The 26,453-nt window shown below is 49.0% G+C and carries 26 protein-coding genes and 1 riboswitch; of the genes, 20 read left to right on the plus strand and 6 right to left on the minus strand.

Annotated elements, in window-relative coordinates:
* Positions 1–94 precede the first annotated feature (94 nt).
* Together NOG12_RS10400 and NOG12_RS10405 are read right to left on the minus strand one after the other, a co-directional pair.
* Complete coding sequence (locus tag NOG12_RS10400; protein ID WP_202912515.1) at positions 95–1,387, minus strand: amidohydrolase; 1,293 nt, start codon at positions 1,385–1,387, stop codon at positions 95–97.
* Between the two features lie 28 nt (positions 1,388–1,415).
* The gene (locus NOG12_RS10405; RefSeq protein ID WP_313933232.1) at positions 1,416–2,078 is read right to left on the minus strand and encodes a TIGR01621 family pseudouridine synthase; all 663 of its coding nucleotides are present in this window, start codon (positions 2,076–2,078) and stop codon (positions 1,416–1,418) included.
* A gap of 110 nt (positions 2,079–2,188) precedes the next feature.
* On the opposite strand from NOG12_RS10405, the gene trmH reads away from it, so the two are divergent.
* From trmH to hemB, 12 genes are read left to right on the plus strand one after another with little or no spacing between them, the layout of a single operon-like run.
* Positions 2,189–2,875 carry a tRNA (guanosine(18)-2'-O)-methyltransferase TrmH gene (gene trmH / locus NOG12_RS10410; RefSeq protein WP_153826905.1) on the plus strand — a complete coding sequence of 229 codons (687 nt, stop codon included), beginning with the start codon at positions 2,189–2,191 and terminating at the stop codon, positions 2,873–2,875.
* Positions 2,872–4,953, plus strand: coding sequence for an ATP-dependent DNA helicase RecG (gene recG / locus NOG12_RS10415; RefSeq protein ID WP_110075525.1), 2,082 nt, complete (start codon positions 2,872–2,874; stop codon positions 4,951–4,953). Before trmH ends, recG begins: the two co-directional genes overlap by 4 nt.
* 43 nt (positions 4,954–4,996) lie before the next feature.
* Entirely contained in the window at positions 4,997–5,752 is a 756-nt protein-coding gene (gene ubiE, locus NOG12_RS10420) for a bifunctional demethylmenaquinone methyltransferase/2-methoxy-6-polyprenyl-1,4-benzoquinol methylase UbiE (RefSeq protein ID WP_110075524.1), read from the plus strand.
* The gene (locus NOG12_RS10425) at positions 5,752–6,348 is read left to right on the plus strand and encodes a ubiquinone biosynthesis accessory factor UbiJ (RefSeq protein ID WP_313933233.1); all 597 of its coding nucleotides are present in this window, start codon (positions 5,752–5,754) and stop codon (positions 6,346–6,348) included. The genes ubiE and NOG12_RS10425 overlap by 1 nt, the downstream gene beginning before the upstream one ends.
* Before the next feature lie 47 nt (positions 6,349–6,395).
* Positions 6,396–8,003 (plus strand): ubiquinone biosynthesis regulatory protein kinase UbiB, encoded by a 1,608-nt coding sequence (gene ubiB, locus NOG12_RS10430; RefSeq protein ID WP_153826951.1) that lies wholly within the window; start codon positions 6,396–6,398, stop codon positions 8,001–8,003.
* A gap of 17 nt (positions 8,004–8,020) precedes the next feature.
* Positions 8,021–8,245, plus strand: a complete 225-nt coding sequence (tatA, locus tag NOG12_RS10435) for a Sec-independent protein translocase subunit TatA (protein WP_110075522.1) — start codon at positions 8,021–8,023, stop codon at positions 8,243–8,245.
* A 3-nt stretch (positions 8,246–8,248) separates the two neighbouring features.
* Complete coding sequence (gene tatB, locus NOG12_RS10440; RefSeq protein WP_110075521.1) at positions 8,249–8,596, plus strand: Sec-independent protein translocase protein TatB; 348 nt, start codon at positions 8,249–8,251, stop codon at positions 8,594–8,596.
* On the plus strand, positions 8,589–9,353 hold the full coding sequence (tatC, locus tag NOG12_RS10445) for a twin-arginine translocase subunit TatC (RefSeq protein ID WP_110075520.1): 765 nt from the start codon (positions 8,589–8,591) through the stop codon (positions 9,351–9,353). The genes tatB and tatC overlap by 8 nt, the downstream gene beginning before the upstream one ends.
* A gap of 2 nt (positions 9,354–9,355) precedes the next feature.
* Positions 9,356–9,907, plus strand: coding sequence for a hypothetical protein (locus NOG12_RS10450; RefSeq protein ID WP_313933234.1), 552 nt, complete (start codon positions 9,356–9,358; stop codon positions 9,905–9,907).
* 8 nt (positions 9,908–9,915) lie between these two features.
* Positions 9,916–10,704, plus strand: a complete 789-nt coding sequence (locus NOG12_RS10455; RefSeq protein ID WP_110075518.1) for a TatD family hydrolase — start codon at positions 9,916–9,918, stop codon at positions 10,702–10,704.
* Positions 10,705–10,711: 7 nt separating this feature from the next.
* Complete coding sequence (locus tag NOG12_RS10460) at positions 10,712–12,517, plus strand: sensor domain-containing diguanylate cyclase (RefSeq protein WP_313933235.1); 1,806 nt, start codon at positions 10,712–10,714, stop codon at positions 12,515–12,517.
* Positions 12,518–12,543: 26 nt separating this feature from the next.
* The gene (hemB, locus tag NOG12_RS10465; protein WP_313933236.1) at positions 12,544–13,548 is read left to right on the plus strand and encodes a porphobilinogen synthase; all 1,005 of its coding nucleotides are present in this window, start codon (positions 12,544–12,546) and stop codon (positions 13,546–13,548) included.
* Between the two features lies 1 nt (position 13,549).
* Here the strand turns inward: hemB and NOG12_RS10470 are convergent, their stop codons facing one another.
* Entirely contained in the window at positions 13,550–14,482 is a 933-nt protein-coding gene (locus NOG12_RS10470; protein WP_313933237.1) for a Ppx/GppA phosphatase family protein, read from the minus strand.
* A 6-nt stretch (positions 14,483–14,488) separates the two neighbouring features.
* Positions 14,489–15,760, minus strand: a complete 1,272-nt coding sequence (rhlB, locus tag NOG12_RS10475) for an ATP-dependent RNA helicase RhlB (protein WP_313933238.1) — start codon at positions 15,758–15,760, stop codon at positions 14,489–14,491.
* Between the two features lie 88 nt (positions 15,761–15,848).
* Between rhlB and trxA the strand changes: the two genes are divergently transcribed.
* Positions 15,849–16,175 carry a thioredoxin TrxA gene (gene trxA, locus NOG12_RS10480; protein WP_110075513.1) on the plus strand — a complete coding sequence of 109 codons (327 nt, stop codon included), beginning with the start codon at positions 15,849–15,851 and terminating at the stop codon, positions 16,173–16,175.
* Between the two features lie 228 nt (positions 16,176–16,403).
* Positions 16,404–17,669, plus strand: coding sequence for a transcription termination factor Rho (rho, locus tag NOG12_RS10485; protein WP_110075512.1), 1,266 nt, complete (start codon positions 16,404–16,406; stop codon positions 17,667–17,669).
* A 51-nt stretch (positions 17,670–17,720) separates the two neighbouring features.
* On the opposite strand, the gene NOG12_RS10490 is transcribed toward rho, so the two are convergent.
* The gene (locus NOG12_RS10490) at positions 17,721–18,701 is read right to left on the minus strand and encodes an endonuclease/exonuclease/phosphatase family protein (protein ID WP_110075511.1); all 981 of its coding nucleotides are present in this window, start codon (positions 18,699–18,701) and stop codon (positions 17,721–17,723) included.
* Between the two features lie 121 nt (positions 18,702–18,822).
* Between NOG12_RS10490 and ubiD the strand changes: the two genes are divergently transcribed.
* The 6 genes from ubiD to NOG12_RS10520 all read left to right on the plus strand — a co-directional run bounded on the left by ubiD (position 18,823) and on the right by NOG12_RS10520 (position 26,126).
* Positions 18,823–20,301 carry a 4-hydroxy-3-polyprenylbenzoate decarboxylase gene (gene ubiD, locus NOG12_RS10495; protein WP_313933239.1) on the plus strand — a complete coding sequence of 493 codons (1,479 nt, stop codon included), beginning with the start codon at positions 18,823–18,825 and terminating at the stop codon, positions 20,299–20,301.
* A 31-nt stretch (positions 20,302–20,332) separates the two neighbouring features.
* Entirely contained in the window at positions 20,333–21,037 is a 705-nt protein-coding gene (gene fre, locus NOG12_RS10500; protein WP_313933240.1) for an NAD(P)H-flavin reductase, read from the plus strand.
* A 21-nt stretch (positions 21,038–21,058) separates the two neighbouring features.
* Positions 21,059–21,169, plus strand: a riboswitch (TPP riboswitch).
* Positions 21,170–21,224: 55 nt separating this feature from the next.
* Positions 21,225–23,375 carry a TonB-dependent receptor gene (locus NOG12_RS10505; RefSeq protein ID WP_313933241.1) on the plus strand — a complete coding sequence of 717 codons (2,151 nt, stop codon included), beginning with the start codon at positions 21,225–21,227 and terminating at the stop codon, positions 23,373–23,375.
* 9 nt (positions 23,376–23,384) lie between these two features.
* Positions 23,385–23,951 (plus strand): nicotinamide riboside transporter PnuC, encoded by a 567-nt coding sequence (gene pnuC, locus NOG12_RS10510; RefSeq protein ID WP_313933242.1) that lies wholly within the window; start codon positions 23,385–23,387, stop codon positions 23,949–23,951.
* Positions 23,933–24,712 carry a phosphotransferase gene (locus NOG12_RS10515; protein ID WP_181394900.1) on the plus strand — a complete coding sequence of 260 codons (780 nt, stop codon included), beginning with the start codon at positions 23,933–23,935 and terminating at the stop codon, positions 24,710–24,712. Before pnuC ends, NOG12_RS10515 begins: the two co-directional genes overlap by 19 nt.
* 58 nt (positions 24,713–24,770) lie before the next feature.
* Positions 24,771–26,126, plus strand: coding sequence for an MFS transporter (locus tag NOG12_RS10520; protein ID WP_313933243.1), 1,356 nt, complete (start codon positions 24,771–24,773; stop codon positions 26,124–26,126).
* A gap of 96 nt (positions 26,127–26,222) precedes the next feature.
* Here the strand turns inward: NOG12_RS10520 and NOG12_RS10525 are convergent, their stop codons facing one another.
* The gene (locus tag NOG12_RS10525) at positions 26,223–26,420 is read right to left on the minus strand and encodes a DUF3185 family protein (RefSeq protein ID WP_110075505.1); all 198 of its coding nucleotides are present in this window, start codon (positions 26,418–26,420) and stop codon (positions 26,223–26,225) included.
* Between the last annotated feature and the right edge of the window lie 33 nt (positions 26,421–26,453).

The raw sequence follows: 26,453 nt of genomic DNA on the forward strand, positions 1-26,453 counted from the left end.
ATCGGTCAACCGATCGCTAAAATATTTCTTAACTGATCGGCATTACCCGTAACGGGCCTTTTTTATCAGGGCGGCTATGCTAGCACCGAGGTCGTTAAGGTAGCTTGGCGTAATCAATAGCCCAGTTGACATACAGTTCCGTACCGGTTTTAAGCGCTCGCTCATCAGCATAAAAGAAGGGTGAATGGTTGCTTGGCGCCGTAGCAGGATCTTGATCTTCTGGAGTTATCCCCAAAAATACAAATAATCCTGGCACCTCTAGTGCATAAAATGAGAAATCTTCTGCACCAGTTACTAATGCATTCACGTTTACCTTATCGGCTCCTGCTACTTTGTGCATGGTAGGCAGCATGGCACGGGTTAATTCTGGATTGTTAATGGTAACTGGGTAGCCCTCATCAATATGCACATGCGCCTCAGCGCCACTGGCTTGTGCGGTATGCTCAGCAGTCGTTTTTAAGTTAGCAAAAATTTGCGCACGGTTATCCATATCAAAGTTACGGATGGTCCCTTCGAGATAGACCTCATCAGGGATGATATTGTTGCGAACACCGCCCTCAACAATACCAAAGCTCACTACCGCTGGCGCCTTGGTAATATCGACCTGACGGCTAACAATGGCTTGGGTGTTATTAATAATCTGGCCCGCCGCCACAATAGGGTCCACGCCTCCCCATGGCCGTGAACCATGAGTTTGTTGGCCTTTGACGGTTATTTCAAAGCGGTCTGACGAGGCCATCAGTGGGCCTTCGCGATAGCCAATGTGACCAGTGTGTCCCGCTGACCACACATGAATACCAAACACGGCTTCAGGTTGATACTGTTTGAATAACCCTTCTTTAAGCATCAACTCAGCACCACCTTCTTCACCTGCAGGAGCACCTTCTTCGGCCGGTTGAAAAATAAACACCACATTGCCAGCTAATTGCTCGCGCAGTTCGGTGAGTTGTTGGGCTGCACCCATCAACATAGCCACATGCAAATCATGACCGCAGGCATGCATAACACCTACTTCTTTACCGCGATACTCGGCTATTGCAGTAGATTTAAAGGCAACGTCGGTTTGCTCGACCACCGGTAGGGCATCCATGTCGGCCCGCAAGGCGATGGTGGGGCCTGGCTTGGCGCCTTTGAGCAGGGCCACGACGCCGGTATGTGCTACCCCTGTCTGCACTTCTAAACCAAGGCTCTGCAAGTGCTCCGTAATGACTTTTGCGGTACGAAATTCACGATTACTTAATTCAGGGTGTTGATGCAAATCACGTCGCCATTCGATCACTTGCTGCTCTAAGGATGACGAAATTTGCACCGGTTCAGCGGCCTGCGTTGGGCTGATAACCCAGCAGCTCGTGGCTAAGGTGGTGGCAATGACAGCTTTATTTAACATGGACATACGCATAGGGAGTTCCTTGCAATTAGGTAGCAGAGATAAGCAAGCCTAGATCAGGTTGGGGGGGTAAGTCTAGAAAGTGTTCATATTCTGGCCATGGTGCGGTGATGCTGAACTGCTGTTGTTGATAGCAGAACTGCAATTGCCAAGCATGCAAATGCAAATGCAGGTGCTGCGCCGCTTCACCGCCGTAACGCTGGTCGCCACAAATCGGCGTCCCCAAACTCTTCAGTGCGACTCTAAGTTGATGGGTTTTGCCGGTGCTTGGCTTGAGCACATAATAGCGGTAGCCAGGTTTTAGTGCGTGACTAATAAAACGGGTGCGGGCTGGATTATTTTGTGTACGCAACAGGCGCCAGTTGCCACGTCGTACTTTATCCATGTCGCCACAGATCAGTCCTTGTTTTTTACTGGGCTTACCAGCCGCTACCGCAAGGTAATATTTGTGTATTTGGCGCTCGGCAAAGAGGCCACTCAAGGTGGCTGCCGCAGCCTGATTACGAGCCACCAGCAGCGCCCCAGAAGTTGGGGTATCTAAGCGATGCACTGGCCACAATTGTTGCTGCAACTGTTGTCCGAGTTGATGTACCACGCTTGCTTGTTGTTCGTTGGCATGCATGGGCGCACCGGCGGGCTTATTCAGCACGTAGAAATCGGGGTGGCTAAAAACTAGGGTTAACTCATGCATGCCGTTATACTTGCCTGGTGCGGACTGCCACTGCGGCCCTTTATACTTGGTGTTAAATTCATTATTGTAGCTAATTATTTGAAAGCGGAAGTCAGATCTTGGAATTTACCATGACTAGCGAGCGTTTGGCTCGGATAAATCAATTACTTGATCAGCGCCAAGCTGATTTAACGCTCTGCTTAGAGAGTGTGCATAAAAATCACAATCTGTCAGCACTGATTCGTTCCGCTGATGCGGTAGGGATACATGAGGTTCATGCCATTTGGTACGGCCCGCGTTTGCGGGTACGGGCGGGGGCTGCGGTAGGCACCAATAAATGGGTTAAGGTGCACAACCATGACGGTTTGCCAAGTGCCATTGAGCAGTTAAAAGCAGAGAAAAAACAAATCATAGTGACTAACTTGTCGCCCCAAGCGGTGGATTTCAGAGCCATTGATTACACCAAGCCAACGGCCATTATTTTGGGGCAAGAGCGTCGCGGAGTTACGCCAGAAGCGATTGCCGCGGCTGACCATCAAGTGATTGTGCCCATGGTAGGGATGGCGGAGTCACTGAATGTCTCCGTGGCAGCGGCTGTGATTTTATACGAAGCACAACGCCAACGTGCGGCAGTTGGGCGCTATCAACAACCTTCACTGCCACAAGCAGAGCGGCAGCGGGTGCTGTTTGAGGGTGGCCACCCTATTTTCGCGCGGCTTTGTCGACTCAATGATATTCCTTATCCGGCAGTGGGCGAGCAAGGTGAAATTCTTGCTGATGAGCAGTGGTGGCAACGGATTCGGAGCGCTAAAAGATGAGTTTAAGCAGCTTGCACCTCATCCCGCTGAGCAATCTGAAGGGGGTTGGGCCGAAACTACAAACTAAATTAGAAAAACTAGGCCTGATGAATGTGCAAGATGTGCTCCTGCATTTACCCTTGCGCTATGAAGACAGATCACGGATTTATCCGATTGCTGCTCTGCAGCAGGGCACCACCGCCACTGTGGTAGCGGAAGTGATAAAAGCTGAGATTACCTACGGCCGCAAGCGCATGCTCAAGGTGCGAGTAAAAGATACGAGCGGCGTGTTAACCGCAGTGTTTTTTCAGTTTAGTGCAGCCCAGCTGAAACAGTTTGAACAAGGCACTAGGTTACAGCTTTTTGGTGAAGTAAAACGAGGCCTGCAGGGCCCCGATATGATTCATCCAGAATATAAAATAATAGAAGGGCAAGTGCCCATCCTAGCCGAGCAGTCGTTAACCCCCGTCTACCCAGCGACAGAAGGGGTTCAACAAGCCACTTTAAGAAAGCTATCTGAGCAAGCGCTTACTTACCTAAATGAGCAAGCATTACCTGAATTGCTGCCAGAATCTCTGCAGCCAGGTGGAATTTCGTTGGCAGCCGCCCTACGGGTTTTACACCGGCCGCCCTTGGACGTTAGTTTAAGCCAGTTAGCAGAGGGTACACATCCTGCTCAGGTGAGACTGGCAGCGGAAGAGTTATTGGCACACCAGCTTAGCTTATTGAAATTGAGAGCGCTAAAGCAGGCTCATCAAGCGCGAGCGTTAGCCGTGAATCCTGTCTTGCAGCAGCAATTTTTGCAGCAATTACCCTTTGCACCGACCGCAGCTCAGCAGCGCGTGGTTGGCGAAATACAAGCGGATTTGGCGTTGTCACAACCGATGATGCGCTTAGTACAAGGAGACGTGGGTTCAGGCAAGACCTTGGTCGCTGCTTTAAGCGCACTGACGGCTATAGGGCAAGGCTTTCAGGTAGCCCTGATGGCCCCAACGGAGATTCTGGCTGAGCAACACGCGCTTACTTTTCGACAGTGGTTTGAGCCCCTCGGTATTGCTGTGGGCTGGTTAGCAGGCAAACAGAAAGCTAAAGAGCGGCAACAAAACCTAGCCGCGATAGCTGCCGGTGAGGTGCAACTGGTGGTGGGCACCCATGCGTTATTTCAGAGCGAAGTGACCTACGCCAATTTGGTATTGGTTATTATTGACGAACAGCATAGGTTTGGCGTGCACCAGCGCCTAGAACTGCGGCAAAAGGGGATTGATCAGGGATTTCAGCCGCATCAGCTCATCATGACCGCAACCCCTATTCCGCGAACTTTGGCGATGACCGCCTACGCTGATTTAGCAACTTCCATCATTGATGAGCTGCCGCCAGGACGGACTCCAGTAACCACGGTTGCGATTCCTGATACCCGTCGTGAGCAAGTGATCCAGCGAGTCGAACATGTCTGTACTGAACAAGGGCGACAAGCATACTGGGTGTGCACCTTAATTGAAGAATCCGAGGCGCTGCAATGCCAAGCCGCTGAGGATACCGCCACGCAACTAGCAGCAGCGTTGCCACAATTGCGTATTGGCTTAGTGCATGGGCGCTTAAAAAGTGCCGAAAAAGAAGCGGTGATGAGTGCTTTTAAGGCCCACGAACTCGATTTACTGGTGGCAACGACAGTGATTGAGGTTGGGGTGGATGTGCCCAATGCTAGTTTAATGATTATTGAAAATCCAGAGCGCTTGGGGCTGGCTCAGTTACATCAGTTACGGGGCCGAGTAGGCCGGGGGGCAGCGGCGAGTCACTGTGTGCTGTTATACCATGCGCCGCTATCGAAAACTGCTACGCAGCGGCTCGGCGTGTTGCGCGACAGTACCGATGGCTTTGTGATAGCCCAGCGTGATTTGGAGTTACGTGGGCCAGGTGAATTGCTTGGGCAGCGACAAACCGGCTTAACCGAAATGAAAGTAGCCGACCTCATGAAACATAGTTATTTACTTGATCAAGTTCAGCACTTGGCAAGCCAAATCTGGCACCATTACCCGCACACTGCTGATGCACTGATACAGCGGTGGTTACCACGACGGGATCACTACGCCCAAGCATGATTTCGTAGTACACTAGGGCGCAGCGACAGAAAAAGGTTTAAAGATGAAAGATAACCAGCAAGACACCATAGATTTTGGCTATAAACAAGTTGCCAAAACAGAAAAGCAAAACTTAGTGGCCAATGTGTTTAACTCAGTGGCGCAAAAATACGATGTGATGAACGATTTAATGTCGTTCGGTATCCACCGCTTATGGAAGCGCTACACCATTGATTGCAGCGGTGTTCGGACGGGCATGAAAGTATTAGATATTGCTGGTGGTACCGGCGATTTAACCGCTGCCTTCGCGCGTCGAGTAGGCCCTACAGGCGAAGTGGTGTTGGCAGATATCAACGATGCCATGTTAGAAGTAGGGCGCGACAAGCTGCGTAACCGCGGCATTGTTGGCAACGTCAGTTATGTTCAAGCCAATGCTGAAGAGCTGCCTTTTGCTGATGATAGTTTTGACATCATTACGATTGCTTTTGGTTTACGTAATGTCACCGATAAGCAGAAGGCTTTAGAGTCGATGTTTAGAGTGTTAAAGCCGGGCGGTCGCTTACTGGTATTAGAATTCTCGAAACCGGTACAACCTTTGTTAAATCAAGCCTACGATTTTTACTCCTTCAATGTGTTGCCGAAGATGGGCCAGTTGGTGGCCGGTGATGCTGAAAGCTATCAGTACTTGGCTGAATCGATCCGGATGCATCCAGACCAAGAAACGCTCAAAGGCATGATGGAAACCGCAGGCTACGATCAGGTCACGTTCGATAATTTAACCGGCGGCATTGTAGCGCTGCATCGTGGGTTTAAATTCTAATGCTGTGGACTGTATTGCCGACCAGTGCCGCAGAGGCCTTGGCAAATCATTTACTTGGCTTGGACGGTGCTAGCTCAGCGCGGTTGCAGAAGGTGGCGGGGAAACGTTTGCGAGTGACCCTCACTGAACTCGGTAAACCCCTTACGTTGCAGGCTAGTGAGCAAGGTGTATTGTTGAGCTGGGTCGATGCTGATAGCGTTGATTGCCATATTATCACGCGCTTGGCGGTTCTCCCTGAGTTGCAAGATAGTGCCAATATCACCCGCTTAATTAAAGCCGATGCCTTAGATATTGAGGGTGATCCTATGCTGGCGCAACAATTCAGTCAGCTGTTTGTAGCCTTAGATATTGATTGGGAAGAGCAATTGAGCCAGCGTATAGGTGATGTCCCAGCGCATGTTGTTGGCCAGGCTTTTAAGCGCAGCCAACAATGGCTACAGCAACGGTTAGCAGAGCAGCAACAGTGGCTAGCGGATGTCCTTATTGAAGAAAAACATATTTTAGTTGGCTCCCAGCAAATGGCGGAGTTTAAACAGCAGGTGCAGCAATTACGTGCGCAAGTAGATAAGCTAGAGCGCGCGTTAAAAACAAGGTAGGGATTGTGAGTACTCGACTAAAACGCCTGTATAAAATCACCCAAACCATGCTCAGCTATGGTTTAGACGAAATCATTCCCGCCCATTGGCTGCCTTGGTCGGTGCGTTTGGGGCGGCATTTGTTGTTTTGGATTCCGAACAAGCACAAACAGCAACCTGCTGGAGTGCGCCTTCGATTAGCGCTAGAGTCGCTAGGGCCGGTGTGGGTCAAGTTTGGACAAATGCTGTCCACCCGTCGCGATTTGTTGCCGCCTGATATCGCCAATGAATTGGCCGTGTTGCAAGATAAAGTTAAAGCTTTTGATGGCCAACAGGCGCAACGGCTGATTGAAAAAGCACTTGAGCTAGAAAATATTCATGACGCTTTTGACGATTTTATGGTGCAGCCGTTAGCATCGGCATCCATTGCACAAGTTCATACCGCCACCCTAAAACATGGTGATGATGCGGGTACTGAGGTTGTCATCAAGGTGATTCGACCTGATATCCGACCGACCATTGATGCGGATTTACGGTTAATGGAAACCTTGGCTTCCGTATTAGCGCGACATCTGCCAGACGGGCGGCGTTTGAAGCCGCGCGAAGTGGTAAAAGAGTACCGTAAAACCTTAATCGATGAGTTGGATTTATTGCGTGAAGCAGCCAACGCAATTCAGCTGAAACGTAATTTTGCGGACTCGAAATTATTGTATATTCCGACTGTGTTCAGTGATTACAGTCGCCCTAATGTGATGGTCATGGAGCGCATAGACGGCATCCCGGTGAGTGATGTTGATACCCTGATGGCCATGGGCGTGGATATGAAGAAGCTCGCTGAACGTGGTGTTGAGGTGTTCTTTACGCAAGTGTTCCGCGACAGTTTCTTTCATGCCGATATGCATCCTGGCAATATTTTTGTGTCACGTCAACACCCCGACGACCCTCAGTACCTAGGGATTGATTTTGGTATTGTCGGCACGCTCAATCGTGAAGATAAGCGTTATTTGGCCGAGAACTTTTTGGCGTTTTTCAATCGTGATTATCGCAAGGTGGCTGAGCTGCATATCGACTCGGGTTGGGTGCCAAAGCACGTAAATGTGGAAGAGTTTGAAAGTGCCATTCGAACCGTGTGCGAACCCATTTTCAATAAGCCCCTAGCTGAGATTTCGTTTGGTAACGTCTTGGTTAATTTGTTCAATACCGCCCGCCGCTTTGAAATGGAAGTACAACCGCAGTTGGTGTTACTGCAGAAGACCTTGCTTTATGTAGAAGGTTTAGGGCGTACTTTGTATCCACAACTCGATTTATGGAAAACAGCAAAACCGTTCCTAGAACGTTGGATGCACGAGCAGTTGGGTTGGCGTGCAGTGATACGCTCGGTAAAAGAAAATGCGCCTTTTTGGGCAGAAAAGCTGCCAGAAATGCCGACCTTGCTTTATGATTACTTAAATACTCAAAGGCATCAGGCGGATTATCAACAACGCATGATGTTGCAATTGGCAGAGCAACAACGCCAACATGCACAGCAAGTATGGTGGGGAATGATTACCGCGGCCATGCTGGTCAGTACCACCTTATTGGTGGTGGCTAAGGTCGCTTGGTTTTATCCTGCCGCTACCGGCGCTGCAGCACTCGTTAGTGCGTGGCTAAGTTGGCGACGCAAACGTTCATCGTAAGAGGCAAAGGCAAAGATATGGGAATTGGAATTTGGCAAGCGCTGATTGTGTTATTGATTATTGTGCTGTTATTTGGCACCAAGCGTCTGCGCAACATTGGTAGTGATTTAGGCTCAGCCATTAAAGGCTTCAAAAAGTCAGTGAATGACGATAGCGAGACTAAACCGCAAGAAAAAACCAACGATCAGGTTGAACATCAGCAGCAATCTGAAGCTACGCGTACCGACCACAAAGACCAGTAGACCATGTTTGATATTGGCTTTTGGGAGCTGGTGGTAATCGCAGTGCTGGGGCTGATTGTGTTGGGTCCTGAGCGCCTGCCAGGAGCTTTGCGCTCAATGCAGCGAGGGGTGAGTAAAGTCAAAGAGTTTACCAGCAACATGCAACAAGAGCTGAATCACGAACTGCGGATTAAAGAGTTGCATGAGCATTTGAAGCAAGCTGAAGAACTTGGCATGGACAAATTACCGCCCGACGTGCAGCGGTCTATTGTTGAATTACAGGCAGCAGCGCAACAAGTGCAGCGCCCTTATGCCACCCCTGCTAATACGGGCAACAGCACCGATAAACCTAAGGATTCGTCAGATGGCTAGTCAGATGCCCTTTTTGGAGCACTTACTAGAATTACGAACGCGGGTGCTACGAAGTCTGCTGGCGGTAGGTGTTATTTTTGCCCTGTTGGCGGCCTTTGCCAACGATCTATACCACTGGCTAGCGCTGCCTATGCTGGAGAGTTTGCCGCAGGGCACCAGTATGATAGCCACCGATGTGGCCACACCATTTTTCACCCCCTTCAAGTTGGTTTTAGTAGTAGCTATTGCATTGGCGATTCCATTTTTGCTGTGGCAATTGTGGGGATTTATCGCCCCGGGTTTGTATAAGCGCGAAAAACGCTTAGTGGTGCCGCTGCTGTTAAGTAGTACGTTATTATTTTATGCTGGGGTGGCGTTTGCTTACTGGGTGGTGTTGCCGTTAGCCTTAAACTTTTTAGCTGGGGCCGCTCCAGAAGGGGTGACAGTAGCAACTGATATAGCTCGCTATTTAGACTTTGTGCTGGCCATTTTTATGGCGTTTGGGATTGCCTTTGAAACCCCAGTCGCTATTATTTTATTGGTTTGGAGTGGCGTAACAAGTGTCGCTGCATTGCGTGCTAAGCGAGCTTATGTCATTGTAATTGCTTTTATTGTGGGCATGATTCTGACACCACCGGATGTCATCTCACAAACGTTGCTTGCTATTCCAATGTGGTTATTGTTTGAACTTGGGCTAGTTATTGCAGGTCTATATCAAAAAGCGGGAGTTAAGCCAGCTGCTGACTCCGCCGATGCAACTAATACGAATGGGAAGTAGCTATGCGAAAGCTGATGTATGGGTTTGGAACAAGTGCTTTGATGTTGACGACAGTACTGACGGCCGCTTGGTCGGCGCCAGCAACGGCACAAACAGCAGTGGATGCTGAGTTGTTACGTTGTGCTGATATCAAGAATGCGTTACAGCGCTTGGTTTGTTTTGATGAACTCGCAGCACAAGTTACCGTAGCGCAACGCGGTAGTGATGAGACTGCGGTAGCAGCTAGTGCGCCGGGTGCAAGTGGTATGAATCGCTCGGCCCGCGCGGCAGAGCGAAGCCAAGCTGATGTGAAGCAAAAATTTGGTAAGGAACATCGTACCGCAACCGAAGATGCCCCTGATCGACAGTACATTACGATTACCAAACTGGAACAAAATGCGCGCGGTTATTGGGTGGTTGAAACTGAAGATGGGCAAATCTGGGAGCAATCTGAGTCCGGAACATTTTTGTTTAAGGATAACGCACGCTACTACATTGAGCGTGGCGCCTTTACCAGTTTCTTCTTAAGTTACGAAGGCACCCCGCGACGGATTAAAGTGCGGCGCATCGATTAACTCTAAGCATGAGCGCATTACGCTGGTTTGATGTTGGGGTGAATTTAACCAATCCTAAGCTACTGGTGCAAGCCGAACAGGTGATTGCACGTGGCTTAGCCGCTGGCGTTGAGCGTCAACTGGTGATTGGTACTAATGTGTTGGAAAGCGAGCAGGCACTGGCTTTGTGTGAACGTTTTCCGCAGCAGTTGGTGGCCTGTGTTGGTATTCATCCACACGATGCGGCGGCTAGCCAGCCCACCGATTTAGCCCGACTACGAGAACTAGCTCAACATCCAGCGGTGGTAGCGATTGGTGAGTGCGGGCTAGATTTTAACCGTAATTACTCGCCCGCAGCTATTCAGCAGCAGGTTTTTACCGCTCAGTTGGAACTAGCTGCTGAATTGAAGTTGCCTGTCTATTTACATGAACGTGATGCGCAAGCACAGCAATTAGCATTATTAAAGCCCTTCTTAAAAAGTATTCCACGGATGCTAGCGCATTGTTTTACTGGCGGCGAAAAAGAGCTTGCTAATTACCTCGATCTTGGTTGTTATATAGGCATCACGGGCTGGCTATGTGATGAACGTCGAGGAACAGAGTTACAACAGGCGGTGCCATGGATACCAGCGAACAGATTGCTGTTAGAAACCGATGCACCGTTTTTACTACCGCGAACGATTCGGCCAAGACCCAAATACAATGAACCTAGTTTACTCCCCGCTATAGGTGAGTATCTGGCGCAGCTAAGACAACAGGAAGTCACCACTATTGCTGCTCAGTGCTGGCAGAACAGCCTAGAATTTATACAACAATAGGGATGCTATGAACGTTTCTTGGGGCCGTTGGGTGACCTTGGTGCTGTTGCTTATTATTGGTGTAGCCGTAGCTGCGGTTAAAGCGCAGTCGACACCACCAAAGCCGCCACAGGTTGTTAAACCAACCATCCATTATCAAGCTGAAACCAATACAACCACGCTCCTAGGCTTGCTGCAACAGCCAGCCGCAGCATGGCAGCAGATGCCAGCAGGTGAGGCGGTGTCTTTTGGATACACGCCACAGGCGTATTGGTTTAAAGTATCGGTAGGTGCTAATGACGCCGATCGTATGCTCTATTTAGGCTATCCCTTACTCGACTCGATCGACGTTTACTTTGTGCAAGCAGGGCAAGTGCTGAGTCAGGTCAGCATGGGCGATCAATATCCCTTTGCGCAGCGACCCATTCACAATAAAAACTTTGTCGTTCCACTGCCTACCCATGCAGCCCACGATATTTACCTCAGAGTCCAAACTGAAAGCTCGCTAAGGTTTCCGCTAGAGATCTGGTCACCGTTGCAATTCATGGAGTTTCATCAGTATCAGGTGGCCGCTACTGGGCTGTATTTCGGCCTGATCTTGTGCATGGTGTTTTATAACCTCTTCACCTATTTGGTCACTCGAGACCGTAGTTTCTTAAATTACTCAGCTTACACTCTCTCCGTCGGGCTGCTAATGGCCGGTTTAGATGGGGTGGGTTATCAGTACCTGTGGCCATGGTCGGTATGGATTCAAGATCGAATTGTTACCATGATAGGTAGCATCATGATTTTGTTTGCAACGCTGGTGACCATGGGCGTGTTACAAACCAAGCAGCACAGTGCCAGATTACATAGGGTGTTGCGCTTCTTTATGGCGCTGTATGGCGTTATTTTTCTGCTCAGCTTGATTTTGCCCTACGCGGTTTTGATACCTTTTGTACTTGGATTTGCGGTTATATGCTGTGGCTTTTTACTGAGTTGCGGCATCATTTTATGGCGCCGCGGCCTGATTTACGCGCGTATTTATACCTTCGCATTAGGCGGCTTGCTGGCCGCTATCAGTGTTAATTCCTTGGGCTACTTGGGGCTGTTTGAATCGGTTTTTGTGCAACGTTACGCCATCATGGCAGCGTCAGCATTTGAGGTGTTGCTGCTGTCTTGGGCTTTGGCATTGCGCTTTAACGAAAGTAGGCAAGAGCAGTTGGTGTTGAAAGAGCAATTAAATCATCAACTCGAAGATATGGTGACGAAACGAACTCAAGAGCTGAAGCAGGTGATGCTACGGCTACAAAAAGCCAATCAAGAACTCGAGCAAAAGAGCAACGAAGATGGTCTGACTGGCTTGTACAATAGGCGTTTTCTGAACCAAGAATTTAAGCGCGAGTTTCGTCGGTCCATGCGCAGTGGCCGCGAACTAACGCTGATTATGCTTGATATCGATCATTTTAAACCTTTGAACGATAGCCACGGACATTTGGTGGGCGACCAAATATTAATTGAACTGGCGCAGGTGCTGCGGCAATTGCTACGTCGCGCTAGTGATACTGTCTATCGTTATGGCGGTGAAGAATTTGTGGTGCTGCTGCCAGATACGGATGAAATTGGCGCTCGTGATATTGCCATGAAGATTGCCGAGAAGGTACGTCAGCATGCCTTTGATACGGATCAAGGGGAGATGCGCATCACCGTCAGTATGGGGGTTGCAGTAGCTCGTCCTGGGGTCTATGATCAGCCCACCCAATTACTAGCAGCCGCCGATGAAGCGCTGTACCGCGCTAAAGCTGCTGGTCGTGACCAAATTCGGGTGGTTGCTAAGCGTTTAGCGAGCGACTAACCGTCCGCCATCTTAGAGGATAATCTATGCAGCATGTCAGCCATTTTCCGTTTCGTCGTATGCGCCGTTTACGCCGTCATGAATTTAGTCGTCGTATGGTGGCAGAAAATCAGCTAACAGCTGCCGATTTTATTTATCCGGTGTTTGTCTTACCGGGTACTGAACAACGTGAAACGGTGGCGTCCATGCCAGGCGTTGAGCGCTTATCCATAGATTTGTTAGTGCAAGAATGTAAAGAAGTTGCAGCGTTAGGTATTCCTGCCGTAGCTTTGTTTCCTGTTACTCCAGCCGAGCATAAATCATTGACTGCTGAGGCCGCTTGGGACCCGAACGGCATCGCCCAGCAAGCGGTTCGCGCTATCAAGGCAGCGGTACCTGAGTTAGGCGTTATTACCGATGTAGCGTTAGATCCCTTTACCACCCACGGCCAAGACGGCATTATTGACGAAGCCGGTTATGTGCAAAACGATATCACCACGGAAGCCTTAGTTCGCCAAGCACTATCTCATGCCGAGGCTGGTGCTGATGTGGTGGCACCGTCAGATATGATGGATGGCCGGATTGGCGCTATTCGTGAAGCCCTCGAGCAGCATGGCTACATCAACGTCCAAATCATGGCGTATTCTGCTAAATATGCGTCTGCATTCTACGGTCCGTTTCGGGATGCGGTCGGCTCTGCCGGTAATTTAAAAGGCGGTAATAAAAAGACCTACCAAATGGACCCGGCCAACAGCGATGAAGCCTTGCATGAAGTTGCACTTGATCTTGAAGAAGGTGCGGATATGGTGATGGTTAAGCCGGGCATGCCCTACCTGGATATCGTACGACGCGTTAAGGATACCTTTAAGGTGCCTACTTTTGCTTATCAGGTGAGTGGTGAGTACGCCATGATGCAGGCGGCTATCGCCAACGGTTGGTTGAGTGAAGATGTGATTTTAGAGTCGTTGTTAGGCTTTAAGCGCGCTGGTGCCGATGGCATCTTAACTTACTTTGCCAAGGTAGCTGCGCAAAAGTTGCAGCAAGCAAGCTAACTTAATTGTTGCTGGGTGCTGTTACTGCCGCTAGTTGTTGTAGTAACAGCCCCTCACGCAATGCTCCCGCCGCCAGATGCACCCGGTGAATGCCTAGCTCTTCGAGCAAGGCAATCAAGATACAGAGCCCACCTACAAAGACAGCCGTGCGGTCGCGCCGTAACGGAAGCTCGTGTAACCGTTGTACATGTCCTACAGCAATAACTTCAGCTAACACCTGCTGTAACCAAGTCGCATCTATCACTGGAGTGAGTTGTCGGCTCTGCCTTAAGTCTAACAGCGCGCGGAAGGTGCCTGAGGCGCCGCTTACGTGCTCCCATCCCAATTCTTTGAACCTACCTACATGGTCGGCCAAAAGTGCTCGTGCTGAGGCGATAGCGTCGTTACAGGCAGTTGCTGAAATAGTTTGGTTATGAAAAAAGCGCTGTTGCCAAACCACGCAGCCTAAATCAAAACTTTCTAAGTGCAGAGGTTCAGTACCATGACCGACGATAACCTCTGTGCTGGCACCGCCGATATCCAGCACCAGTAGGGGCTTGCTTGAGCCGGCATAGGCACTCGTCGCCCCTTGGTAAATGAGTTTGGCTTCAGTGTGACCAGAAATGACTTCAATGGGACAGCCTAAAGCTTCCTCAAATTGGGCGATCATTTGCTGCTGGTTACTGGCTTTGCGCAAGGTTGCGGTAGCCACGCAACGAATATGACCCAACGGAATGTCGGCCAGCATGTTACGAAACATGGATAAGCACTGTAAGCCGCGACCAATGGCCGCATCATTGACCCATAGCTGCTGATCTAAGCCAGCAGCTAAACGGACTTTGTGGCGGTAGCGGGAGATGATCCGATAACCGCCAGCGCGCTTGGTTGCAGCAATAATTAGATGAAAACTATTCGAACCAAGATCAATTGCTGCAAAGCGCGCTTCCTGCGTCATAAATGATTACCGCGGACTTTGTTTGCGGCTATTCTGTGGTCGCCGTTGTTGGCTGCCACCCCGACGACCACCACGCGGTCGACGTTGACTGGTACGAGGGCTACGAAGATCCGTAAGTAGAGCCTCGGGAGCATACTTAGTCACTGGAATTGCATGGCCAATGTATTCTTCAATGGCTGGCAAATTATAGACGTATTCTTCGCAGGCTAAGTTAACCGCTTTACCACTAGCTCCAGCGCGTCCGGTTCGACCAATCCGATGCACATAATCTTCAAAGTCATCCGGGAGGTCGTAATTATAGACATGACTCACTTCAGGAATGTGCAAGCCACGCGCGGCAACATCCGTAGCTACTAAGAAATCAAGCTCACCCGAGGTAAATTGCTCGAGAATCTTCAAGCGCTTACGTTGTGGTACATCCCCCGTCAGCAAACCCACGCGGTGACCATCAGCTTCCAACCATTGAAATACTTTTTCGCAGGTATGTTTGGTATTCGCAAAGATAATGGCTTTTTCGGGCCAATCTTCTTCAATCAGCGTAAGCAGTAGCTTTATTTTGTCTTGCTTAGACGGGTAGAAAAGCTCCTCGGTAATACGCGTACCGGTTTTTTGTAAAGGTTCTACTTCAACTTTAGTAGGTGAGTTCATATGCTCGTAAGCCAGTTCCTGAACCCGCTGCGATAGCGTGGCAGAAAACAACAAGCTCTGACGCTGCTTAGGTGGTGGCATTTTCTGGAACATGTAGCGAATGTCTTTGATAAAGCCTAAATCGAACATGCGATCGGCTTCATCTAACACCACCACTTCAATTTTATCCAGTTGGTAGATGCCTTGTTTACAGTAATCTATTAATCTACCCGTGGTACCGATCAGAATATCAACGCCTTGTTCTAACTGCTGCCGTTGAGATTCATAACCCTCGCCCCCATAAATAATGCCAAGACGCATATCGCAATGTTTGGCAAGCAATTCAGCATCGTTAGCGATCTGAATGGCAAGCTCACGCGTAGGCGCCATAATGATGGCACGCGGATAACGTTGGTCACCAGTACGCGGTTTGTTTAACAGCGTGGTGAAAGTAGCGACTAAAAAGGCTAAAGTTTTACCTGTACCGGTTTGCGCCTGTCCTGCAACGTCTTTTCCGATTAGGGCAATCGGTAAGCTTAATGCTTGAATAGGTGTACAATGTTCAAACCCAGCGCTTTGTAGCGCGGCTAATACCTGCGGGTGCAGGTCGAGATCGGCGAAGCGTGTCTCTGTCAAATGTGTTTTACTCATGGCGTAAGCATATCAGTTTGCGCTAACATTCAAAAACAGAAATAATAGTGTTTTATTATTTCACGCGTATTCAGCAGCGGAGATTATCATGAGTGATAAAATTGTTCAGCTAAGTGATGAAAGTTTTGAGAGCGATGTTCTTAATTCAGACAAACCAGTTTTAGTAGATTTTTGGGCAGAGTGGTGTGGCCCATGCAAAATGATTGCACCTATTCTAGATGAGATTGCCAACGACTTTGGCGATCGCATCACTGTGGGTAAATTAAACGTTGACCACAACAATCAAACTCCGCCTAAGTACGGTATTCGTGGTATCCCAACCCTGTTGCTGTTCAAAAATGGTGAAGTGGCTGGCACTAAAGTGGGTGCCTTATCAAAAGCTCAGTTAGCTGAGTTTATTGAGCAAAATCTGTAATTGTTTGGCCCATTAAGGTTGTCTTAGATTGATCCAAGGCAACCTTGAGTGGGTCATTTCGCTATTTTTTTATTAAAATCGACGAAAAACTGGACGTTTTTCGATTTAGGTGTTACTTTTCTTCGCATAACTTTTCTCAGGGTGCCAGCCTTCAGGTACCCGAAGCAGTCGAAATCCCTAAATTAAACAACTCAATTTTTTATTGGCCACAAAAGTCATTACCCCCCTATGAACTTAACTGAATTAAAGAACAAACCAATCAGCGAGCTGGTGCAGCTCTCAGAAACTATGGGCCTAGAATCAATGGCTCGGATGCGCAAGCAAGATATTATTTTTGCTATTCTTAAAGCTCATGCCAAAAGCGGTGAAGATATTTACGGCGATGGCGTGCTTGAGATTTTGCAAGATGGCTTCGGCTTTTTGCGCTCGGCCGATTCTTCTTATCTAGCTGGCCCTGATGATATCTATGTGTCGCCCAGCCAGATCCGTCGTTTTAACTTACGCACGGGTGATACGGTGTCGGGTAAGATTCGCCCGCCCAAAGAAGGCGAACGTTATTTTGCTCTCCTCAAAATCCGTGAAGTAAACTTCGACAAACCTGAAAACTCCCGCAATAAAGTCCTTTTTGAAAACCTTACTCCGATTCATGCTGACGAACGTCTGCGGATGGAACGTGGAAATGGTTCAACGGAAGACATTACTGCACGGGTATTAGATTTAGCATCGCCTATAGGTAAAGGTCAGCGTGGCTTGATTGTTGCGCCACCGAAAGCTGGTAAAACCTTACTATTACAGAACATTGCGCAGTCTATAGCGGCCAATCATCCGGATTGTGTACTCATGGTATTGCTAATTGATGAGCGTCCAGAAGAAGTCACCGAGATGCATCGCTTGGTAAAAGGTGAAGTGGTTGCATCAACTTTTGATGAACCAGCTAGCCGCCACGTGCAAGTCGCTGAAATGGTGATTGAGAAAGCTAAGCGATTGGTAGAGCATAAAAAGGATGTGGTTATCCTGCTCGACTCCATTACTCGTTTGGCGCGTGCCTACAATACCGTGATTCCTAGCTCTGGTAAGGTGCTCACCGGTGGTGTGGACGCGAACGCGTTACATAAACCCAAGCGCTTTTTTGGTGCAGCCCGTAACATTGAAGAAGGTGGCAGCTTAACCATTATTGCTACCGCGTTGATAGATACCGGCTCGAAGATGGATGAAGTGATTTACGAAGAGTTTAAAGGTACCGGTAACATGGAACTTCATTTAAACCGAAAAATTGCTGAAAAACGAGTCTTCCCAGCGATCGATTTTAATCGTTCAGGTACCCGTCGCGAAGAGTTACTGACCAATCAAGAAGAGCTACAGAAGATGTGGATTCTACGCAAAATTGTACACCCAATGGGTGAAACAGAAGCGATGGAGTTCTTGATTGATAAGTTGCAAATGACCAAAACTAACGATGAATTCTTTGAAGCGATGAAACGCCAAAAGAGCTAAGTCGCTCGTCTTAGTTATTAGCAAAAAGCCAGCTTACCTTGCTGGCTTTTTTTATTTTTTCAGAGCCAACTCAGTGAGTAACGCAAAGTGATCGGAACCAAACGCTGGTAAGCGCTTAATCTTCACCAGCATAAAGTGGGGACTATGAAAAATGTGGTCGAGCGGCCAGCGTAGCAACGGGATTTTGGCATGAAAGGTGTTATAAATACCGCGTCCCATCCGAGGGTCTAATAATTTGCTAATGCGCATAAAAGTGCGGGTTGAGCGTGACCAAGCAACGTCATTGAGATCACCCGTGACTATCACCGGGCCGGTTTCATTTAAGGCGATGCGGGCCACCGCTTGCAATTCTTTGTCACGTTCGCGCGATTTTTCGTTTTCAGTAGGGCTAGGTGGGGCAGGGTGCACACAGTGCATGCGTACCTGTGAATTGGGTAACTGCAAGGTAAAATGCATTGAAGGTACCTGTGGCTCTACCATAAAGCGCGTTTCAGCATCCACTAACGGCCATTTAGAATACACCAGCATGCCGTATAAATTATCTAACGGGCAGCGCTGCACGTAAGGCAAATGATCTTGTATTTCATCAAGTTGTTGCATCCACCAAGCATCCGTTTCTACCGCTACAACAATATCGGGGCGGTGTTGATGAATTAATTTCAGGAGTTTAATGGCATTGCGATTGGGCTCGAGTACATTGACCGTGAGAATCCGTAAATGATCACTGATGCTCGGCTCATGCTTGCGTCGATATCTAGCAACGGTGCGTTCAGCAAAAGGAGTGTAGGGAAAAATCCACCACAAATGCCAAGCCCCACAAGCTAGTTGTAGCGCTACTAGCACCCAGGTACTGGGTTGGTGGGCAGGCAGAAAAGTTGCACTAGCGATTAATAAGAAGAGTGCGATGGCGGTTTCTTGTAAACGCGGAAAATCCCAGATTCTGACCCACCATACTTTACTACTAGAAAATGGCGCTAAGGTTGTTATCACGAGCACTAGCGTTAGTGCAGAAATGATCCAAAATGCGAGCATTTGATTATCCTTGGTAGAATTCCTTGGTAGAAAAACAGCTATCGCTGAAAACTATATCAAAAACATTTATACTGCGCGCCTAATTGCTTTTACAGCACCCATGCAAATAGTGAGTGTCACCGTGAAATATCAAGATTTACGTGGTTTTATAGCATTATTGGAACAACGAGGCGAACTGAAGCGTATTCAGCAGCCGATTGATCCCTACCTAGAAATGACAGAAATAGCTGACAGAACGCTCAAGGCGGGCGGTCCAGCATTGTTGTTTGAGAACGTGAAAGGCCACGATATTCCGGTGTTAGCTAATCTGTTTGGTACACCTGAACGGGTCGCGCTAGGAATGGGGCAAGACTCAGTAGCAGCGTTACGGGATGTAGGCAAGTTATTGGCTTTTTTGAAAGAGCCAGAGCCGCCTAAGGGCTTTCGAGATGCGTTAAATCTGTTGCCGTTGTATAAGAAAGTGCTAAGCATGTCTCCTAAACAACTGAAAAAGGCACCGTGCCAAGAGTTGGTCTTAACGGGTGAGCAAGTGGATTTAACCAAGTTGCCGATACAGCATTGCTGGCCAGGCGACGTTGCTCCGCTCGTGACTTGGGGCTTGACGGTAACCAAAGGTCCTCACAAAGAACGACAAAACCTAGGTATTTATCGACAGCAGGTGCTGGGTAAAAACAAACTCATTATGCGCTGGTTGTCGCATCGCGGCGGTGCATTGGATTTTCAAGAGTTCAAACGTCGTCATCCGGGCGAAAACTTTCCAGTAGCTGTGGCGTTAGGAGCCGACCCTGCGACCATCCTTGGCGCCGTAACGCCGGTACCTGATACGCTTTCAGAATACGCCTTTGCTGGCCTGCTGCGTGATGGCAAGACCGAGGTAACCCAGTGCGTTAGCAACTCTCTGCAAGTACCAGCTCATGCCGAGATTATTTTAGAGGGCTATATTGCGCCTGACGAAATGGCTCCAGAAGGACCCTATGGCGATCACACCGGTTATTATAACGAGGTGGATGATTTCCCTGTCTTTACCGTGACGCATATCACCATGCGTAAGCAACCCATTTATCATAGTACTTATACCGGACGCCCACCCGATGAGCCGGCGGTACTGGGGGTGGCGCTTAACGAAGTGTTTGTGCCTTTGCTGCAGAAACAATTTCCAGAAATTGTTGATTTTTATCTGCCACCAGAAGGCTGCTCGTACCGAGTGGCGGTGGTGACCATGAAGAAGCAATACGCCGGACACGCTAAACGAGTGATGATGGGCGTGTGGAGTTTCTTACGCCAATTTATGTACACCAAGTTTGTCATTGTCTGTGATGACGATATCAATGCCCGTGATTGGAAAGATGTTATCTGGGCAATGACAACTCGGATGGATCCTGCACGCGATACGGTGTTGATAGAAAACACCCCGATTGATTATCTGGATTTTGCCTCACCAGTATCAGGGCTTGGCTCAAAAATGGGGATGGACGCGACCAATAAATGGCCAGGTGAAACCCAACGCGAGTGGGGTACGCCAATTGTGATGGATGAGCAAGTCCGCGCCCGGGTAGACCAATTGTGGGATGAGCTGGATATCTTTAATACTCAGCCGTAAACACCTACAACATAGATATAGGAAAAATGTGATGCAAACCATGCTGTGCCAAGTAACGGCCATCGAAGCTTTGACTGCCGCTGTGTATCGCGTGCAACTGCAACCGCCGCAAGCGATGAAATTTAAAGCGGGGCAATATTTGCAAGTAGTGATGGGGGAGCGGGATAAACGGCCGTTCTCGATCGCCTCGTGCCCCTCAGATGGCAGTCTGTTAGAGTTGCATATTGGTGCTACGCCAGAGAATAAGTACGCCTATGAGGTGCTTGAAAGCATGCGCAACAATGGCTGTATCGAGATTGAAGGACCGCTCGGCGACGCTTGGTACCGTGATGATACGCGAAGTACTCGACCGCTTATTTTGATTGCTGGAGGCACCGGGTTTTCTTACGCATGGTCTATTGCACAGGCACATTTACAGCGCAAATCAACTCGTCCAGTCACTTTGTATTGGGGCGTGCGTAGCGCTGCTGATCTTTATATGCATGATCAATTGCAAGAGTTAGCCGAAGCCTATCCTCATTTTTATTACCGCCCTGTGGTGCAATACCCAGAGCCCACTTGGACGGGACTTACTGGCTTGGTTCACCAAGCCGTGCTAACCGACCAAAGTGATCTTGGCGAAGCCGATGTTTATGCTGCTGGGCGCTTTGAAATGGTAAGGATTATTCGCGACGAATTTCATGCCAATGGCTTACCACTGGTCCAACTTTACGGCGATGCTCTGGCCTTTATCTAAGCGTCTCTGTTATACTTTGTCCGCATTACCAAGGGGTGCCGGTCGTTCACGACGACTGGCTGAGATGCAACTTGCGAACCCTTTGCACCTGATCCGGTTAATACTGGCGTAGGGATGGTAGCTAACAACCTCCATTATAGACCTGCCAAGCCGGATTGTTTCTTATGTGTTTTAAGGAAATAATCCAATGTTTAACTCTGTTGTACCTGTTGTTTCGAGCCTGTTAGTAGGCTTCACCCTAGTCACTAGTCTTGCCCATGCCGCCACTGAGGCCACGCAGCCAACCTCCGCTGATGACGCTGCTATCGAGTTAGAGCGTATTCGCGTGCAAGGTCAATTTCGGCAGCTAACGGTCAATGAAACCCCTACCAGTGTCGCCTCTATTAGCGCAAGCATGGTGGCTGAGCGCGGCGCTATGCATCTTGATGAAGTACTGCAAGGCGTTGCTAACGTTAATTTTGCAGGGGGGAGCTCGCGCGCACGATTTATTCAAATTCGTGGAATTGGTGAGCGTAGTCAGTTTGTTGACCCTATTAATCCTTCCGTTGGTTTACTTATTGATGGTATTAATTACAGTGGGTTAGGCCAAGCCGCACAATTGTTTGATATTAGCCAAGTTGAGATCTATCGTGGTCCCCAAAGTGGCCGCTTTGGTGCTGATGGCATGGCTGGCATGTTGGTGCTTGAAAGCACTCGAGCTCAAGCAGAACATGGTGGCGAGTGGTTACTCGGCATTGCAAACTACGGTGGTCGCCGCGCTGGCCTAGCGCTGGGTGGGGCGGTTGGTGCTTTGGGCGACGCGCGTTTAAGTATTTATCAACAGCGGGATGATGGTTTTACCGAAAACCTCTATTTGCAACGAGACGATACCCAACAGCGTTCCGAACGTGCAGTACGTTTGAATGTTTTTACCGAGTTAGGCAGCGATTGGAGTTTACGTTCTACCCTGCATAGCTATCGGCAAGATAATGGCTACGATGCCTTTAGCCTGGATAATACCCGGCAAAGTTATGCCGACCAACCTGGTGAAGATGATTTAACCCAGCAAGCAGTGCGCTTTGCCGCAACCTTTTCGGGTTGGCAATACAGCGAGTTGTTGCTGGCTTACAGTTATCTTAATGCTGATAGTAAGTACAGCTATGACGAAGATTGGAGCTATCCAGGGATTGCGCCGGGATGGGAATATGCCTCGGTAGATAGCTATCAACGGCAGCGCCAAGACCATAGTGTAGAAGTACGTTGGTTAAGTACACAGCCGCAAGTATGGCTGGGCTTACCAACAGATTGGGTGTTAGGGCTGTATGCCTATCAGCGTGATGAGGACATGCAACGAGATTTTATGAACTGGGACATTGACCAGCAAGATCGCTTTGTTAGTTCTTATCAAAGCCGGCACCTCGCCCTTTATGGTGAGCTGGTTCAGCAGTTAAGCGATCGCTGGCAACTCACTACCGGACTGCGTTTAGAGCGTTATCGTAATCCTTATCAGGATAGTAATCAGGTGGCAGCTAAGCCGAGTGATTCTATGTGGGGCGGACGGCTGAGTTTAAGTTATCAAACCCTAGCTGGTGGCATGTGGTACAGCACCCTAGCGCGTGGCTATAAAACGGGTGGGGTGAATGGTGAGGCGCTGGGTAAGGTGAGTGGTCAGTTAGATACCGAGTTGGGCCAGTTCCTGCAGCAGCGGGCTACCTTTGCACCTGAGTTGCTCACCAGTTACGAGCTTGGTTACAAATATATCAACGATAGCGATACCCTGTTGTTTAATGCGGCTTTGTTTTACCAAGACCGTAATGACGTACAACTTAAGAGTTGGATTAATCGACAACAGCAGTTTGTTGGTTACATTGAAAACGCTGCCAGTGGCAATAGCTATGGTGCGGAATTAGAGCTACGGTATCGCTTTACGGAGCAGTTACAGAGCTTTGCTGCATTGGGCTGGTTAGAAAGTGACATGCAAGGCTTTGTGACCGAAGATGGGGTTGACATGAGTGGTCGCGAGTTGGCCTATGCACCAAATCATCAGGCCAATGTCGGCATAACTTGGCAGCCATTAGAGCAACTGTCGGTGACGCTGCAAACAGACTACAAAGATAGCTTCTATTATTCAGATTCGCATAATAGTCGTAGTGCTGCTGTACAACTTTGGCACGCCAGTGTGGATTGGCAGTTAGCAGACTGGCATTTGAGCCTGTGGGCGCGTAATCTCAGTGACCAAGACTATGGTATACGCGGCTTCTATTTTGGCAATGATCCAAGAATTGAATATGCGCCACAAACCTATGAGCAGTGGGGTGAGCCACGACGGGTTGGCTTCACCGCAAGCTATAGTTTTTAGGAGCAAGGGATGGAAATCCTCGCGATTATTCTAGCACTTCTGTATTTACTGTTGGCGGCTCGGCAGTCGGTATGGTGTTGGTTAGCTGGCGCCTTAAGTTGCGCCATCTATGCTTGGCTGATGTTTCATGTGCAGTTGTACTTAGAAAGTGCCTTACAAGCCATCTATGTGCTATTGGCGGGTTACGGTTGGTGGCAGTGGCGCTATGGCACGGCAAGTGATAGTGCTGCTACTCAAGTAGGGTATAGTTGGCGTTGGCATGTCATTGTTGGCGTGCTGCTGGCGCTAATTGCGGCACTTTTGGCTTGGTTGATGCAAACCTATACGCAGGCTGACCAAGTGTGGTTAGACAGCTATACTACTGTCTATAGTTTGTTTGCTACTTGGCTTCTTACGCGCAAATTATTTTCTAATTGGGTGTATTGGCTGGTGATTGATAGCGCCTATATTTATTTATATGCCATCAAGGGATTTGAGCAAACCGCTGGGCTTTATGTGGTGTATTTAGTTTTGGTAGTTTATGCAATGTGGCAATGGCGGCAAGGACAACAACAAGCATGCAACAGCAGTGGTTAACTAACCTTCCTATTCATGGTGTTTTAGATACGCAACCCCTTCTCAAAGGGGTTGCTAACGACGTGTATAAAATTATCACGACCGAGCAGAGTTATGTGTTAAAGCATTTCCGCTACGATCATCCTTACGGTCTTAATCGCGACCAAGAAGTAGCGTTACAACAACAACTCGCCGAGCAACAACTCGCCCCCGCCGTTCTCTATTACGATACCATTCAGGGATTGCTACTACAGCCGTTTATTAGCGGCGATGATTTAGCTCACAGCACCTTGGCTATGAGCACCAAAATCCAGCACTTAGCCGAGGTGAGTGCCAGAATTCATCGGGTGCAAGTTGATGTGCCGGTGTGGTCGTTGCGGTCGCGGTTACAAATCTATTGTGATGCCTTGGCTCGTTATGATGAAGAGCGCGCGCGCCAGTTTCGTAAACGTATTGGGCAGCAACGCAAGTTAATTGATTGCTTTGGTATGAACCCGGTTTTTTGTCACAACGACTTAGCTTTTCATCATGTTTTTACCCGTCCGCAGTTACAGGTGATCGATTGGGAATATGCGGGCATGGGTGAACGCTATTTTGATTTGGCGAATAGCATGTTGGCCAACGATTTTGATAACACTCAGCAACGAGCTTTTATTCATAGCTACGAAGGTGTTGCTGGTATTCATATTCACTCGCAACAATTAGCCGATTGGCTGCAGTTGGCTGAAACTGTCAGCCAATTATGGTATGAATTACATCATAACTTACAAGGCCATACTTAATTGGCCGCGCCGGTGTTAGGCCGCTAGGGCCGCTAACATCGTCAACCAAGGAGCCATTATGAGTAGTACCGAGCAGCAGTCGTTAACAAACAAACTCTATGGCTACCTAGCAGAAGATGAAGATGCGCGCGTGTGCAAAGATATCCCCGACGCCGCCTGTAACGACCAACCACAAGCCTTTTTAGCTCACTTATGGGCGCTTACCCTAACTAAGTTGGGTGATTCTTTAGTAAGTGCTCGGCTGGTGCTGCCGTGGATGTTAACCGCCTTAGGTGCGCCGAGCTTTTTCATCAGTGCGCTGGTGCCGCTACGTGAGTCGTTGGCTCTTTTACCGCAATTAATTATTGCCCAGCAACTGCGGCAGACCCCAGTAAGAAAATGGTTTTGGGTAGCAGGTAGCCTTGGTCAAGCAGCGGCCTTGGTGGGCATGTTGGTGGCTGTACTTACCACGCGCGGTGAGCTGCTAGGCTGGATCATTATTGTGTTACTTACGCTCTTTAGCATTGCCCGGGGCGTCTGTTCCGTTGCTATCAAAGATGTGCAAGGTAAAACCATTTCTAAAACCAAACGCGGTCGCCTCACAGGTTTGGCGGCTTCAATCGCTGGGCTGCTATCGTTGTTAACTGCGTTAGTGATTATTGGGGTGCCCCAGGTAGGTAGCGACAATCAAGCTAGTGAGTGGTTGTTTGCAGCGTTACTGGGTGCGGCTGCGCTCCTATGGCTGTGCGCTGCGCTGATTTATGCTGCGGTACCGGAAGTACCAGGTGCCACCGAAGGTGGTGGTAATGCCTTAGTTGAAGCACTCAAGTCGTTACGTTTGCTTTGGCAAGACCGTCAGTTTGGTCAGTTTGTAATAACCCGCGCGCTGCTGGTGGCTTCGGCCTTTGCCATCCCTTATTTGGTGGTGATGATACAAGTTGCTGGCGCCGACCAAACGGGTGATGATTTGCAACTCACTAGCTTGGGCGGTTTGATGTTGGCGAGCGGGCTTGCTGGTTTACTTGCAGGTCGGTTTTGGGGGCGCTGGTCCGATCGCGCTAGCCACCAAGTGATGGCGGTAGCAGCTTTGTTGGCTACGGCAGTGATGGCGATAGCTGTGGCGGTGATGGCCTTGGCCCCTGCTTGGTTAGCGCAGCCATGGGTAGGCGGTGGACTGATCTTTGCTGCAGCCGTAGCTCATCATGGGGCTCGCGTGGGCCGTAAAACCTATTTGGTGGATATGGCAACGCAGGATAATCGTGCCCAGTTTACTGCGGTGTCGAACACAGTTATTGGTGTGGTTTTATTGTTAGGCATGCTGTTAGGTGTAGTAGATAGCCTGTTAGGTATTGAAGCAGTGATGCTCACATTGATTGGTTTAGGCTTATTAGCAGCCGTGCGGGCTTGGCGGTTACCTAATGTGCAACAAGATTAATGACTAGCTGCCCTTCGCCGTTTTGGCTGTGGGTCAAAAGTGGCGGTGAGCCGAGCTGGTTGCTCGCCAGCAAGAACTCACCGCAGCTGTGTTCAGTTATTTGCCACGAATGATGCCGTAGAGGCCTACAATAACTGCAATAGCGCCGCCAATCAGATACCACATCGCGTTATCTGTGGTTTCTCCGGTTGCCATTTGGCTGAGCTCCGATGCCGCCGAGTTATAGGCTTCCCAGCCGAAATACAACAAAATAATACCAACCACTAGTAAGACAATGCCGATAAGCTTGTTCATAGTTTATTCCTTATGGTCTGTTTAATTATTGCT

The organism is Pseudidiomarina fusca, from assembly GCF_032227045.1.
Classification (GTDB): Bacteria; Pseudomonadota; Gammaproteobacteria; order Enterobacterales; family Alteromonadaceae; genus Pseudidiomarina; species Pseudidiomarina fusca.

Excerpts from the sequence above, each read along its gene's own strand:
- NOG12_RS10400 (WP_202912515.1), bottom strand. The coding sequence starts at position 1,387 with ATGTTAAATAAAGCTGTCATTGCCACCACCTTAGCCACGAGCTGCTGG.
- NOG12_RS10405 (WP_313933232.1), bottom strand. The coding sequence starts at position 2,078 with ATGCATGAGTTAACCCTAGTTTTTAGCCACCCCGATTTCTACGTGCTG.
- trmH (WP_153826905.1), top strand. The coding sequence starts at position 2,189 with ATGACTAGCGAGCGTTTGGCTCGGATAAATCAATTACTTGATCAGCGC.
- recG (WP_110075525.1), top strand. The coding sequence starts at position 2,872 with ATGAGTTTAAGCAGCTTGCACCTCATCCCGCTGAGCAATCTGAAGGGG.
- ubiE (WP_110075524.1), top strand. The coding sequence starts at position 4,997 with ATGAAAGATAACCAGCAAGACACCATAGATTTTGGCTATAAACAAGTT.
- NOG12_RS10425 (WP_313933233.1), top strand. The coding sequence starts at position 5,752 with ATGCTGTGGACTGTATTGCCGACCAGTGCCGCAGAGGCCTTGGCAAAT.
- ubiB (WP_153826951.1), top strand. The coding sequence starts at position 6,396 with ATGCTCAGCTATGGTTTAGACGAAATCATTCCCGCCCATTGGCTGCCT.
- tatA (WP_110075522.1), top strand. The coding sequence starts at position 8,021 with ATGGGAATTGGAATTTGGCAAGCGCTGATTGTGTTATTGATTATTGTG.
- tatB (WP_110075521.1), top strand. The coding sequence starts at position 8,249 with ATGTTTGATATTGGCTTTTGGGAGCTGGTGGTAATCGCAGTGCTGGGG.
- tatC (WP_110075520.1), top strand. The coding sequence starts at position 8,589 with ATGGCTAGTCAGATGCCCTTTTTGGAGCACTTACTAGAATTACGAACG.
- NOG12_RS10450 (WP_313933234.1), top strand. The coding sequence starts at position 9,356 with ATGCGAAAGCTGATGTATGGGTTTGGAACAAGTGCTTTGATGTTGACG.
- NOG12_RS10455 (WP_110075518.1), top strand. The coding sequence starts at position 9,916 with ATGAGCGCATTACGCTGGTTTGATGTTGGGGTGAATTTAACCAATCCT.
- NOG12_RS10460 (WP_313933235.1), top strand. The coding sequence starts at position 10,712 with ATGAACGTTTCTTGGGGCCGTTGGGTGACCTTGGTGCTGTTGCTTATT.
- hemB (WP_313933236.1), top strand. The coding sequence starts at position 12,544 with ATGCAGCATGTCAGCCATTTTCCGTTTCGTCGTATGCGCCGTTTACGC.
- NOG12_RS10470 (WP_313933237.1), bottom strand. The coding sequence starts at position 14,482 with ATGACGCAGGAAGCGCGCTTTGCAGCAATTGATCTTGGTTCGAATAGT.
- rhlB (WP_313933238.1), bottom strand. The coding sequence starts at position 15,760 with ATGAGTAAAACACATTTGACAGAGACACGCTTCGCCGATCTCGACCTG.
- trxA (WP_110075513.1), top strand. The coding sequence starts at position 15,849 with ATGAGTGATAAAATTGTTCAGCTAAGTGATGAAAGTTTTGAGAGCGAT.
- rho (WP_110075512.1), top strand. The coding sequence starts at position 16,404 with ATGAACTTAACTGAATTAAAGAACAAACCAATCAGCGAGCTGGTGCAG.
- NOG12_RS10490 (WP_110075511.1), bottom strand. The coding sequence starts at position 18,701 with ATGCTCGCATTTTGGATCATTTCTGCACTAACGCTAGTGCTCGTGATA.
- fre (WP_313933240.1), top strand. The coding sequence starts at position 20,333 with ATGCAAACCATGCTGTGCCAAGTAACGGCCATCGAAGCTTTGACTGCC.
- NOG12_RS10505 (WP_313933241.1), top strand. The coding sequence starts at position 21,225 with ATGTTTAACTCTGTTGTACCTGTTGTTTCGAGCCTGTTAGTAGGCTTC.
- pnuC (WP_313933242.1), top strand. The coding sequence starts at position 23,385 with ATGGAAATCCTCGCGATTATTCTAGCACTTCTGTATTTACTGTTGGCG.
- NOG12_RS10515 (WP_181394900.1), top strand. The coding sequence starts at position 23,933 with ATGCAACAGCAGTGGTTAACTAACCTTCCTATTCATGGTGTTTTAGAT.
- NOG12_RS10520 (WP_313933243.1), top strand. The coding sequence starts at position 24,771 with ATGAGTAGTACCGAGCAGCAGTCGTTAACAAACAAACTCTATGGCTAC.
- NOG12_RS10525 (WP_110075505.1), bottom strand. The coding sequence starts at position 26,420 with ATGAACAAGCTTATCGGCATTGTCTTACTAGTGGTTGGTATTATTTTG.